General features: G+C 68.7%; 15 protein-coding genes and 1 riboswitch. Of the genes, 6 read left to right on the top strand and 9 right to left on the bottom strand.

Annotated elements, in window-relative coordinates:
- Positions 1 to 15: 15 nt before the first annotated feature.
- The 8 genes from DMX10_RS08410 to nrdR form a co-directional block, all read right to left on the bottom strand.
- Positions 16 to 519 carry a phosphatidylglycerophosphatase A gene (locus DMX10_RS08410; RefSeq protein ID WP_111260680.1) on the bottom strand — a complete coding sequence of 168 codons (504 nt, stop codon included), beginning with the start codon at positions 517 to 519 and terminating at the stop codon, positions 16 to 18.
- Positions 512 to 1480, bottom strand: a complete 969-nt coding sequence (thiL, locus tag DMX10_RS08405) for a thiamine-phosphate kinase (RefSeq protein WP_111260679.1) — start codon at positions 1478 to 1480, stop codon at positions 512 to 514. The genes DMX10_RS08410 and thiL overlap by 8 nt, the downstream gene beginning before the upstream one ends.
- Before the next feature lie 7 nt (positions 1481 to 1487).
- A complete protein-coding gene (gene nusB / locus DMX10_RS08400; protein ID WP_111260731.1) occupies positions 1488 to 1961 on the bottom strand; it encodes a transcription antitermination factor NusB in 474 nt (157 codons plus the stop codon).
- Positions 1962 to 1975: 14 nt separating this feature from the next.
- On the bottom strand, positions 1976 to 2452 hold the full coding sequence (gene ribE / locus DMX10_RS08395; RefSeq protein ID WP_111260678.1) for a 6,7-dimethyl-8-ribityllumazine synthase: 477 nt from the start codon (positions 2450 to 2452) through the stop codon (positions 1976 to 1978).
- Between the two features lie 61 nt (positions 2453 to 2513).
- A complete protein-coding gene (ribBA, locus tag DMX10_RS08390; RefSeq protein ID WP_111260677.1) occupies positions 2514 to 3608 on the bottom strand; it encodes a bifunctional 3,4-dihydroxy-2-butanone-4-phosphate synthase/GTP cyclohydrolase II in 1095 nt (364 codons plus the stop codon).
- 19 nt (positions 3609 to 3627) lie between these two features.
- Positions 3628 to 4290, bottom strand: coding sequence for a riboflavin synthase (locus DMX10_RS08385; protein WP_111260676.1), 663 nt, complete (start codon positions 4288 to 4290; stop codon positions 3628 to 3630).
- A gap of 210 nt (positions 4291 to 4500) precedes the next feature.
- Positions 4501 to 4675, bottom strand: a riboswitch (FMN riboswitch).
- A gap of 100 nt (positions 4676 to 4775) precedes the next feature.
- A complete protein-coding gene (gene ribD, locus DMX10_RS08380) occupies positions 4776 to 5906 on the bottom strand; it encodes a bifunctional diaminohydroxyphosphoribosylaminopyrimidine deaminase/5-amino-6-(5-phosphoribosylamino)uracil reductase RibD (protein WP_111260675.1) in 1131 nt (376 codons plus the stop codon).
- 3 nt (positions 5907 to 5909) lie between these two features.
- Positions 5910 to 6374, bottom strand: a complete 465-nt coding sequence (gene nrdR, locus DMX10_RS08375) for a transcriptional regulator NrdR (protein ID WP_031287756.1) — start codon at positions 6372 to 6374, stop codon at positions 5910 to 5912.
- Positions 6375 to 6497: 123 nt separating this feature from the next.
- Here nrdR and DMX10_RS08370 point away from each other — a divergent pair, with 123 nt between their 5' ends.
- The 3 genes from DMX10_RS08370 (at position 6498) to trxA (ending at position 8529) form a co-directional block, all read left to right on the top strand.
- On the top strand, positions 6498 to 6935 hold the full coding sequence (locus DMX10_RS08370; protein WP_111260674.1) for a YbaY family lipoprotein: 438 nt from the start codon (positions 6498 to 6500) through the stop codon (positions 6933 to 6935).
- Complete coding sequence (locus tag DMX10_RS08365; RefSeq protein ID WP_111260673.1) at positions 6932 to 7585, top strand: methyltransferase; 654 nt, start codon at positions 6932 to 6934, stop codon at positions 7583 to 7585. Before DMX10_RS08370 ends, DMX10_RS08365 begins: the two co-directional genes overlap by 4 nt.
- Before the next feature lie 74 nt (positions 7586 to 7659).
- A complete protein-coding gene (gene trxA, locus DMX10_RS08360; protein WP_111260672.1) occupies positions 7660 to 8529 on the top strand; it encodes a thioredoxin in 870 nt (289 codons plus the stop codon).
- 102 nt (positions 8530 to 8631) lie between these two features.
- On the opposite strand, the gene DMX10_RS08355 is transcribed toward trxA, so the two are convergent.
- The gene (locus tag DMX10_RS08355) at positions 8632 to 8982 is read right to left on the bottom strand and encodes a hypothetical protein (protein ID WP_111260671.1); all 351 of its coding nucleotides are present in this window, start codon (positions 8980 to 8982) and stop codon (positions 8632 to 8634) included.
- A 130-nt stretch (positions 8983 to 9112) separates the two neighbouring features.
- On the opposite strand from DMX10_RS08355, the gene DMX10_RS08350 reads away from it, so the two are divergent.
- Genes DMX10_RS08350 through DMX10_RS08340 form a run of 3 tightly spaced genes read left to right on the top strand, consistent with a single transcriptional unit; the run spans position 9113 to position 11725 of the window.
- On the top strand, positions 9113 to 9715 hold the full coding sequence (locus DMX10_RS08350) for a DUF2796 domain-containing protein (RefSeq protein WP_111260670.1): 603 nt from the start codon (positions 9113 to 9115) through the stop codon (positions 9713 to 9715).
- Positions 9716 to 9753: 38 nt separating this feature from the next.
- A complete protein-coding gene (locus tag DMX10_RS08345) occupies positions 9754 to 10461 on the top strand; it encodes an ABC transporter ATP-binding protein (protein ID WP_111260669.1) in 708 nt (235 codons plus the stop codon).
- Between the two features lies 1 nt (position 10462).
- Positions 10463 to 11725 (top strand): ABC transporter permease, encoded by a 1263-nt coding sequence (locus DMX10_RS08340; RefSeq protein ID WP_111260668.1) that lies wholly within the window; start codon positions 10463 to 10465, stop codon positions 11723 to 11725.
- The last annotated feature ends 101 nt before the right edge of the window (positions 11726 to 11826 follow it).

The raw sequence follows: 11826 nt of genomic DNA, 5'->3' as shown, positions 1-11826 counted from the left end.
GCCTGCCTGGGCGGGCTAGCCCACGCCCCAGACGATCAGTTGCATCGCCAGCCAGGCGAAGACGCCGGCCAGCACGTCGTCGAGCATGATGCCGACGCCGCCATGGACATGCCGGTCGATCCAGCGGATCGGCCAGGGCTTGAGGATGTCCATGAACCTGAATACCAGGAAGCCTAGCAGCAGCCACTGCCACCCTTCGGGCACCAGCCAGAGGGTGATCCACATGCCGACCATTTCGTCCCAGACGATGCCCTCGTGGTCATGCACGCGCAGGTCGTCGGCGACCTTGCCGCACAGCCAGAAGCCGAACAGCATGGTCAGCCCGAGCATCAGCCAGTAGCCCCAGTCGGGCAGCATCTGCCAGAGCGGGATGAACGGCAGCGCCACCAGCGAGCCCCAGGTGCCGGGGGCCTTGGGCAGGGTCCCGGAGCCGAAACCGAAGGCGAGGAAATGCCAGGGGTTGCGCCAGACCGAGGGCGGGACCGGCTGGGCCGGCGCTTGCTGCGGATGATCAGTCACCTTGACTCCCGAAATGTTGAAAGCCCCGTGCCGGCGGCCGGATGTCCGTGCCGTCGGCGTCGAGCAGGTGCACGCCTGCGCCGGCCTCGACGCGGCCGATCACGGTGACCCCTGGCCAGGCGGCCTGCAGGGACGCCAGGTGCTGCGGCGGCAGGGTGAAGGCCAGGCGGTAGTCGTCGCCACCGGCCAGGGCATGGTTCAGGGCCGGCTCGCGCGGATAGAGCGCACGCAGGCCGGCGGAGAGCGGCAGGCGCTCGCGCTCCACCACCAGTGCGACAGCGGAGGCGGCAGCGATGTGCCCGCAATCGGCGAGCAGGCCATCGGAAATGTCCAGCGCCGCGCTGGCCTTGCCCCGCAGGGCGAGGCCGAGGCCGATCTGCGGCGGCGGCGACCAGTAATGGGCGAGCAGCGCACGGGCCTCGTGGCTGTCGTCTTCACGCTCGCCGAGCACCAGGGGCAAGGCGCCGGCACCGTCGCCCAGGCTGCCGCCGACGCAGAGCAGGTCGCCGGGGCGGGCGCCTGCGCGGGTCAGGGCCTGGCCGGCGGGCACGCGGCCGAACACGGTGAGGGTCAGGCTCAAGGGGCCACGGGTGGTGTCGCCGCCGATGAGGGCGATGGCGCAGTCGCGAGCCATGGCGTCGAGGCCACGGGCGAGGCCTTGCAGCCAGTCCGCATCGGCGGCCGGCAGGGTCAGGGCGAGGGTGAAGCCGACGGGCGTGGCGCCCATGGCGGCCAGGTCGCTGACGGAAACCGCCAGGGCGCGCTGGCCGAGCAGGAAGGGGTCGCACAGGACGGGGAAGTGCACCCCGGCGACCAGGGTATCGGTGGAGACCGCCAGCTGTTCGCCGGCGGGGAGTTGCAGCAGGGCGCAGTCGTCGCCGATGCCGAGCGCGATGCCCTCGCCGGCCGCTGCACAGGCAGCGGCGACGAAGTAGCGGCGGATCAGCTCGAACTCACCCATTCATCGGTCAGCGCTTGGCGCCACGGACCTCGGCGGCACGCAGCAGCGGTGCCAGCTTGTCGAGGACACCGTTGACGAACTTGTGCCCGTCGGTGGCGCCGAAGACCTTGGCCAGCTCGATGCCTTCGTTGATCACCACGCGGTAGGGCACGTCGATGCGGTTGCGCAGCTCGTAGGTGGAGAGGCGCAGCACGGCGAGCTCGACCGGGTCGACCTCGGCCAGGGGACGGTCCAGGCAAGGCGTGAAGGCCTCGTCGATCTCGGTCACCTGGCGCGGTACGCCGTGGAGGATCTCGTGGAAGTAGGCACCGTCGACGGCCGCGAAATCGTTGTCGACGCGGAACTGCGCCTCGATCTCGTTGAGCGGCTGGCGGGCGATGTGCCACTGGTACAGGGCCTGGACGGCCAGGCTGCGGGCCTGGCGACGGGCGGCGGTCTTGCCCTTGGCTACGGGCTTCTTGCCTTCGTCCGGGTTGTCGATGTCGCTGTTGAAACTCACTTGGCCTCCAAGGCCGCCAGCAGGCTGACCATTTCGAGGGCGGACAGGGCGGCTTCGGCGCCCTTGTTGCCGGCCTTGGTGCCGGAGCGTTCGATGGCCTGCTCGATGGAGTCGACCGTCAGCACGCCGAAGGCGACCGGTACGCCGAACTCCATGGACACCTGGGCCAGGCCCTTGGTGCACTCACCGGCGACGTATTCGAAGTGCGGGGTGCCGCCACGGATCACGGCGCCAAGGGCGATGATCGCGGCGTATTCGCCGCGCTGGGCGACTTTCTGCGCCACCAGCGGGATCTCGAAGGCACCCGGTGCACGGATGATGGTGATGTCGCTTTCATTCACGCCGTGGCGTACCAGGGCGTCTACGGCGCCGCTCACCAGGCTTTCTACGACGAAGCTGTTGAAGCGGCCGACCACCAGGGCGAAGCGGCCTTTGGGGGCGATGAAGGTACCTTCGATGGTCTTCAGGGTCATGGCGAGTTCTCGTTCATTAAAGAGCGAGGGCGCGTTCACGGCAGGTGACGCGCCCTACGGGTCATTCAGCGGGCAGGTATTCTACAACTTCCAGGTCGAAACCGGATATCGCATTGAACTTCATCGGCGAACTCATCAGGCGCATCTTGCGCACACCGAGATCGCGGAGAATCTGCGAGCCGGCCCCGACGGTGCTGTAGGTCGCGGGGTTGGTGACCTTGGCATCGCTGCCCAGCTGGCGCTCCAGGTGCGCCAGCAGCTGCGGGCCGGTCAGCGGGTTGCCCAGCAGCAGCACGACGCCGCTGCCGGCCTTGGCCACTTCCTTCATCGCCGCGCGCAGACTCCAGCGACCTTCCTGGTTGACCATGAACAGGTCGCGCAGCGGGTCCATGTTGTGCACGCGCACCAGGGTCGGCTCTTCCGGGCTGATGGTGCCCAGGGTCAGGGCCATGTGCACGTCGCCTTCGACGGCGTCGCGGTAGGTCACCAGGTTGAACTGGCCCAGCTCGCTGTCCAGCGGCTGCTCGGCGATGCGCTCGACGGTGCGCTCGTGGATGAGGCGGTAGTGGATGAGGTCGGCGATGGTGCCGATCTTGATCCCGTGCTCGGCGGCGAAGGCTTCCAGCTCGGGACGCCGGGACATGGTGCCGTCGTCGTTCATCACCTCGCAGATCACCCCGGACGGCTCGAAGCCGGCCATGCGCGCCAGGTCGCAGGCCGCCTCGGTGTGGCCGGCGCGGGCCAGCACGCCGCCGGGCTGGGCCATCAGCGGGAAGATGTGGCCGGGGCTGACGATGTCGTCGGCCTTGGCGTTCTTGGCGGCGGCGGCCTGCACGGTGCGCGCGCGGTCGGCGGCGGAGATGCCGGTGGTGACGCCTTCGGCGGCCTCGATGGAGACGGTGAACTTGGTGCCGAAGCCGGAGCCGTTGCGCGGCGCCATCAGCGGCAGCTTGAGGGTCTCGCAGCGCTCGCGGGTCATGGGCATGCAGATCAGGCCACGGGCGAAGCGCGCCATGAAGTTGATGTGCTCGGCCTGCACGCACTCGGAGGCCATGATCAGGTCGCCTTCGTTCTCGCGGTCCTCGTCATCCATGAGGATGACCATCTTGCCCTGGCGGATGTCTTCGATCAGTTCGTCAACGCTATTGAGAGCCATGGGCCCTCCTTAATGAATTTCAGTGTTTGAGGTAGCCGTGTTCGGCGAGGAAGCTTTCGGTCAGGCCCGAGGCGGCGGGCTCGGCGGCCTTGTCGCCGAGCAGCAGGCGCTCCAGGTAGCGCGCCAGGAGGTCGACCTCGAGGTTGACCTGCCGGCCCGGCCGGTAGTCGGCCATGATGGTCTCGTCCAGGGTGTGCGGGACGATGGTCAGCTCGAACTCGGCGCCATTGACCGCGTTCACCGTCAGGCTCGTGCCGTCGACGGTGATCGACCCCTTCAGGGCTATGTATTTCGCCAGTTCACGCGGTGCGCGGATCCGAAATTGCACGGCACGGGCGTTGTCTTCCCGCGCCACGACCTCGCCCACGCCATCGACATGACCGCTGACCAGGTGCCCGCCGAGGCGGCTGGTGGGGGTCAGGGCCTTCTCGAGGTTGACCTTGCTGCCGGTCTTCAGGTCGATGAAGGCGGTGCGGGCCAGGGTCTCGCGGCTGACGTCGGCCCAGAAGCCGTCGCCGGGCAGCTCCACCGCGGTGAGGCAGACGCCGTTGACCGCGATGCTGTCGCCGAGCTTCACATCGCCCAGGTCGAGCTTGCCGGTGGCCACGTAGACGCGCACGTCACCGCCCTTGGGGGTGATGGCACGGATGCTGCCGATCGCTTCGATTATGCCGGTGAACATGGGACCTCCACTGCTGCGTAATGACCGGGGCGCAAGGCCCGGGAGCGCATTATAGGCACCCGGAAAACCGCCGCGGACATCCACGCAGACGATGCTGCGAGCGCCGGGAGAAGGGTATGGGACATCGTTGGACTCCTGTTTATGAAAAAACAGGGCACGTTGGATCGAAAGGGACTTCGCAGGCGTGCAGGCGCACGCCCAGGCAGGCAATCCCGTTCTCTCTTCATCCGGACTATGACCGTCGGCCCCGGGATCCAACCGGGTCTGCTGACCTCATCTGGAAACATCCGCTGCTGGCAGTCGGCTGTTCAGATGAGCGCTCGCGGGCTATGCGCAACGCGCAATTACCGCCGGTGGGGACTTTCACCCCGCCCTGAGAACGATTCGGCCACTGGCGTGGCCGAGGCGAGTTTTTAACACAAGGAGGGGAAAGCGCCAAGCTGGAAGCTGGAAGCTGGAAGCTGGAAGCGGCAAGTGTGCCGGCTTCAGGCTTCAGGCTTCGAGCTTGCGACTGGGACTGCAATGATCCGCCAGTCGTCACCCACCGGACGCATGCCGACGATCTTCAACTGCGGTGCCTCGGCCATCCGTGCCAGGGGCCAGTCCAGCAAGGGCCTGGCGCTGGAGCCGAGGAAGCGGCCGGCCATGAAGATCTGGTATTCGTCCACCAGCCCGGCACGGGCGAAGGCGCCCGCCAGGCGCGGGCCGGCTTCGACCAGCACCTCGTTGGCGCCGCGCGAGGCCAGCTCGCCCAGCAGGCGCTTGAGGTCGACGTGGCCGTTGCTGCCCGGCACCGCCAGCAGTTCATGGCCGTCGTCGTGGAAGCGGTCGCGCGCAGCGGCAGCGGCACAGGTGGCCACCAGCGCCGGCCCGGCCTGGAAGAAGGGGGCGGACAGCGGCACGCGCAGGCGGCCATCGACCAGCACGCGCAGCGGCGGACGGTCCAGCGCCAGCGCGGTGAGTTCGGCATTCAGGCCCAGTTCGTCGGGGCGCACGGTGAGGCGCGCCTCATCGGCAAGCACGGTGTCGGCACCGGTCAGCACCACGCTGGCGCGGGCGCGCAGGCGCTGCACGGCGGCGCGGGCGGCAGGGCCGGTGATCCACTGGCTCTCGCCGCTGGCCATGGCGGTGCGGCCGTCCAGGCTCATCGCCAGCTTGACCCGGACGAAGGGCAGCCCGTGCTCCATGCGCTTGATGAAGCCGGCATTGAGCTCGCGCGCCTCGGCCTCCAGTACGCCGCTCTGCACGGCGATGCCGGCCTGCATCAGGCGCAGCAGGCCACGGCCGGAGACTTCGGGATTGGGGTCCTGCATCGCGGCCACCACACGGGCCAGCCCGGCGTTCACCAGGGCATCGGCGCAGGGCGGGGTGCGGCCGTGGTGGCTGCAGGGTTCGAGGGTGACGTAGGCGGTGGCGCCGCGGGCCTTGTCGCCAGCCTGGCGCAGGGCATGGACCTCGGCGTGGGGCTCGCCGGCGCGGGCGTGCCAGCCCTCGCCGACGATGCGCCCATCCTTGACGATCACGCAGCCGACGCGGGGATTCGGATGGGTGGAATACAGGCCCTTGCGGGCCAGCTCGAGTGCGCGGGCCATGAAGGCCTGATCGTTCTGGGTCATGCCTTAGTCTTTCGAGGGCTCTCGGGCCAGGCGTTCGATTTCCTCGCGGAACTCGTTGAGGTCCTGGAATCGACGGTAGACCGAGGCGAATCGGATATAGGCCACTTCGTCGAGCTTCTGCAGCTCGAGCATCACCAGTTCGCCGAGCACGCGGGACTTCACCTCGCGCTCGCCGGTGGCGCGCAGCTTGTGCTTGATATGGGCGATGGCCTCTTCGAGGCGCTCGATGCTCACCGGGCGCTTCTCCAGCGCGCGCTGCATGCCGGCGCGAAGCTTCTCCTCGTCGAAGGGCTGGCGGCTGCCGTCCTGCTTGATCAGCCGGGGCATGACCAGTTCGGCGGTCTCGAAGGTGGTGAAGCGTTCCTCGCACGCCAGGCATTCGCGGCGGCGGCGGACCTGATCGCCTTCGGCGACCAGTCGCGAATCGATCACCTTGGTGTCATGGGCGCCACAGAAGGGACAGTGCATGGTGGGGAGGTGACTGCGGAAAAAGAAGGCCACATGGTAGCGCATCTCCCCGGCAAGACAAGCTGCGGGCTTTGCGTTATAAGGCCGCCCAGAGCCCTCCGCAACAAAGGCCAGGAGTCATCCATGCGTGCCCTTTCCGTCCTTTTCCTCGCCGCCCTGGTGGCCGCCTGCTCCAGCGAACCGCCCGCCGAGCCCAAGCCCGCCCCCAGGCCGGCCCAGCAGCGGGTCCAGCTCGAGGAGCCGACACCCGCGCACCTGCGCGAGCTCAGGGGCCAGTTGCTCGGGGCCCCGGCCGGCAGCGAAGTGGAGATGGCGCTGCTGGTGATCGACGGCCGCGACCGCCCACAGCGCCTGCTCGGCAGCGTGCGCCTCGCGGGCACAGGGCAGGCGCTGCCGTTCAAACTGACGTTCAACCCCGAGGTGTTCCCCCAGGGCGAGCGCGTGGAGCTGCGCGCGCGCGTCAGCCAGTCCGGCCAGCTGGTGCAGCGCCTGGCGCCGCGACGCATCCTCCAGGCCGAGAGCCAGGCCCTTGGCCAACTGCAGCTGGAACGTGCGCCGTGAAGGCGCCCGAAGCGCTGCAACGCGCCCTCGGCCAACTGCTCGGCGACGCCCGCCTGAACGCCGAGACACTGCCCGGCACCGACCTGCGCCTGTGGCTGATCGACGGCGGCAACATGGATCGCGCCTTCGATCCCGATGAAACCCGCCGCATCCTCGAAGAGCCGCCCTACTGGTGCTTCTGCTGGGCCAGCGGCCTGGCCCTGGCGCGCTGGTTCGCCGAGCGCCCGGAATGGGTGGCGGGCAAGCGCGTGCTGGATTTCGGCGCGGGCTCGGGCGTGGCCGCCATCGCTGCGGCCAGGGCGGGCGCCGCGGAAGTGGTGGCCTGCGACCTCGACCCGCTGGCCCTGGCGTCCTGCCGCGCCAACGCCGAGCTCAATGGCGTGGAGCTGGGCTACTCCACAGACTTCTTCGCCGAAGCCGACCGCTTCGACCTGATCGTGGTCGCCGATGTGCTCTACGATCGCGCCAACCTGCCCCTGCTCGACCACTTCCTCAGCCGTGGCCGCGAAGCCCTGGTGGCCGACTCCCGCGTCCGCGACTTCGCCCACCCGCAGTACCGCCGCCTGGCGATGCTCGAAGCCTGCACCTGGCCGGACCTGGCCGAGCCCGAGCAATTCCGCCACGTGAGCCTGTACCACGCCGCGAGATAAAGGCGGGCCCCGGTAGGCGGCTGCATGCGGCGGCCGTATCATTCGCCCATCCCTTGCGCACTCGAGAACCTCCGATGAGCGACACGCCCTACATCTTCGATACCACCGCCGCCGACTTCGACCAGGCGGTGATCCAGAACTCCTTCCACAAGCCGGTCCTGGTGGACTTCTGGGCCGAGTGGTGCGCACCGTGCAAGGCGCTGATGCCGCTGCTGGCGCAGATCGCCGAGTCCTACCGGGGCGAGCTGCTGCTGGCCAAGGTCAACTGCGACATCGAGCAGGACATCGTGATGCGCTTCGGCATCCGCAGCCTGCCCACCGTGGTGCTGTTCAAGGACGGCCAGCCGGTGGACGGTTTCGCCGGTGCGCAGCCCGAGTCGCAGATCCGCGCCATGCTCGAACCCCACGTGCAGCAACCCGCGCCGGCCGCCGCCGACCCACTGGAAACCGCCCAGGCGCTGTTCGCCGATGGCCGCATCGGCGATGCCGAGGCCCTGCTCAAGGAGGTGCTGACCGAGGACAACGGCAACGCCGCCGCGCTGATCCTCTATGCGCGCTGCCTGGCCGAACGCGGTGAGCTGGGCGAAGCCCAGGTGGTACTGGATGCGGTGAAAAGCGATGAACACAAGCAGGCCCTGGCCGGCGCCCGCGCCCAGCTGACCTTCCTGCGCCAGGCCGCCGACCTGCCGGAAGCCGCCGACCTGAAATCACGCCTGGCGCAGAACGCCGAGGACGACGAGGCCAGCTATCAGCTGAGCATCCAGCAACTGGCCCGGCAGCAATACGAGCCGGCGCTGGAGGGCCTGCTCAAGCTCTTCGTGCGCAACCGCAGCTACGCCGAGGGCATCGCCCACAAGACCCTGCTGCAGGTGTTCGACCTGCTGGGCAACGACCACCCGCTGGTCACCACCTACCGCCGCAAGCTGTACCAGGCGATCTATTGATCGCTCGACCGACGTAGGTTGGGCTGAGGTACGAAGCCCAACGCAGCGGAGCCCACATCCATCACGTTGGGCCTCGCTGCGCTCGGCGCCAACCTACGGCGCTCACCCCTTCCAGACATAGACGGGTGCATCGCCACCCGTCTCCAGACTGACCTGCTCGCTGTGGCGCAGCCGCACCAGCAGGCGCTTGCCGGCCGCCGCTCCGCCAGCGAGGGCTTCCAGTTCGCCCAGCAGGCGCGGCCCTTCGATGCGCCCGGCGTTGCGCAGCAGCTCCAGCGCGGTATCCCACAGGGCGTCGCTGCGCTTCGGAGCCGGGGCGGAAGCGGCGACCGGCGCGGCTGGCGCCTCGGCACTCACCTGCAGCTGTGCGCCCAGGCGCTGCCAGTCCTCCTCGTCCATCTCCACCGTCAGGTCGACCGGCCAATCGCCGATCCGTCCACGAATACGCAGCATGTCCAGCTCCCCAGGTTGAATCGGGCCATGCTCCCACGCGCCTCGACCAGGCGCCAAGCAGCACTGGCATGGCCATCGCAAAGTTGTTATAACGTAACGCCTCATTTCAACCCACACCCCGGAGTGCCCCATGCGCCGCCTGCTGCTCGCCCTGCCCTTCGCCCTTCTGCCCCTGGCCGCCGCCCAGGCCCACGAACACGAGCACGAGCACGAGGAGCACGGCAGCCTCGGAGCCCATGAGCACGGCGTGGCGCGGATGAACGTCGCCCTGGACGGCAACAGCCTGGAGCTGGAGCTGGAAAGCCCGGCCATGAACCTGGTGGGCTTCGAGCACGCCGCCAGCAGCGACGCCGACAAGGCCAAGGTCGCCGCCGCCCGCGCGCAGCTGGAAAAGCCCCTGGACCTGTTCGCCCTGCCCCTGGCCGCCGGTTGCAAGGTCACCGGCCAGGAGCTGGAAAGCCCGCTGTTCGGCAACGCGCCGGCGGGCCATGAGCACGAGCACGAAGACGCCGACCACGACGAAGAGAAGGGCCACGAGCATCACCACGAGCACAGCGAGATCCACGCCCACTACCAGTTGGAGTGCGCCAAGCCCGGGGACCTCAAGACCCTGGATCTCAAGGCGCTGTTCGAGCGCTTCCCCGCTACCCAGAAAATTCAGGTACAACTGATCGGCCCGCAGGGCCAGCAAGGCGCCGAGCTGACCCCTGCCAACCCCTCCCTGAGCTTCTGAATCCGATGAACCGGCCGGGGCAACCCGGTCGGCACCCCATGAGCCAGACACTGATCGAAATCTCCGAGCTGGGCTTCGCCTGGCCGGGGCACGCCGAACTGCTCGACATCCCTTCCTTCGCCCTGCAGTCCGGGGAAACCCTCTTCCTCAAGGGCCCCAGCGGCAGCGGCAAGACCACCCTGCTGGGCCTGCTCGGCGGCGTACAGACGCCAGGCCGGGGCAGCGTCAGCCTGCTGGGCCGCGACCTGGGCAAGATGGCCTCCGGCGCCCGCGACCGCTTCCGCGTCGACCACACCGGCTACATCTTCCAGCAGTTCAACCTGCTGCCCTTCCTGTCCGTGCGCGAGAACGTCGAGCTGCCCTGCCACTTCTCGCACCTGCGTGCCGAGCGCGCCCGGCAGCGCCATGGCAGCGTGGCCCAGGCCGCGACCACCCTGCTCGGCCACCTGGGCCTGGCCGCCGGGCTGCTGGAGCGTCGCGCCGACGCGTTGTCCATCGGCCAGCAGCAGCGCGTCGCCGCTGCCCGCGCGCTGATCGGCCAGCCGGAGCTGGTGATCGCCGACGAACCCACCTCGGCCCTGGACGCCGACGCCCGGGAAAGCTTCCTCCAACTGCTCTTCGGCGAATGCCGCGAGGCGGGCGCCAGCCTGCTGTTCGTCAGCCACGACCAGAGCCTGGCGCCGCTCTTCGATCGCAGCCTGTCGCTGCTTGAACTGAACCGCGCCGCGCGCCCGCAGGAGGCCTGAGATGTACCTGTTCCGCCTGGCCCTGGCGAGCCTCGCCAACCGTCGTTTCACCGCCCTGCTCACCGTCTTCGCCATCGCCCTCTCGGTCTGCCTGCTGCTGGCGGTCGAGCGGGTGCGCACCGAAGCACGCGCCAGCTTCGCCAGCACCATCAGCGGCACCGACCTGATCGTCGGCGCCCGCTCCGGCTCGGTGAACCTGCTGCTGTATTCGGTGTTCCGCATCGGCAACGCCACCAACAACATCCGCTGGGACAGCTTCGAAACCCTCACCCACAACCCCAAGGTGAAATGGGCCATCCCCATCTCCCTGGGTGATTCGCACAAGGGCTACCGGGTGATGGGCACCAGCGAGGCCTATTTCGAGCACTACCGCTACGGCCGCGCCCAATCGCTGAGGCTGGCCGAGGGCAAGCCCTTCGCCGACATGTTCGACGTGGTGCTCGGTGCCGAGGTGGCCGAGGCGCTGAAATACAAACTGGGTGACAAGGTGGTGCTGTCCCACGGCGTCAGCACCGTCAGCCTGGTGCAGCACGACGACAAGCCCTTCACCGTGGTCGGCATCCTCGAGCGCACCGGTACGCCGGTGGACCGCACCCTGCACATCTCCCTCGCGGGGATGGAGGCCCTGCACGTCGACTGGCAGAACGGCGTGCCCGCGCGTGGTGCCGGCAAGGTCAGCGCCGAGCAGGCCCGCGCCATGGATCTGCAACCCAAGGCCATCACCGCCTTCATGCTCGGCCTCAACAGCAAGATCGCCACCTTCGCCGTGCAGCGGGAGATCAATGAATACCGCGGCGAACCGCTGCTGGCGATCCTCCCCGGCGTCGCCCTGCAGGAGCTATGGAGCCTGATGGGCACGGCCGAGAAGGCGCTGTTCGTGGTTTCCCTGTTCGTCGTGCTCACCGGGCTGATCGGCATGCTCACCGCCATCCTCACCAGCCTCAACGAGCGCCGCCGCGAGATGGCCATCCTGCGCTCGGTGGGCGCGCGGCCCTGGCATATCGCCAGCCTGCTGGTGCTGGAGGCCTTCGCCCTGGCGCTGGCCGGCGCGGTGCTCGGGCTGGTGCTGCTGTACCTCGGCATCGCCCTCGCCCAGGGTTATGTACAGGCCAACTACGGTCTCTACCTGCCGCTGGCACTGCCGAGCACCTATGAGTGGACGCTGCTGGGCGGTATCCTGGCCGCCGCCCTGCTGATGGGCGCCGTGCCGGCCTGGCGCGCTTATCGGCAGTCCCTGGCCGACGGCCTGTCCATTCGCCTGTGAGCCCATGATGAAACGCGCCCTGCTGGCCCTTCCGGCCCTGATCCTGCTGACCGCCACCGGCCTCTGGGCCGGTGAGGTCCGTGAACTGACCTGGTCCGAGC

Origin of the sequence: Pseudomonas sp. 57B-090624 (assembly GCF_003234055.1) — a bacterium.
Classification (GTDB): Bacteria; Pseudomonadota; Gammaproteobacteria; order Pseudomonadales; family Pseudomonadaceae; genus Metapseudomonas; species Metapseudomonas tohonis.
The sequence above is the reverse complement of the archived record's forward strand: the minus strand, read 5'-3'. Positions and strand labels throughout refer to the sequence as shown.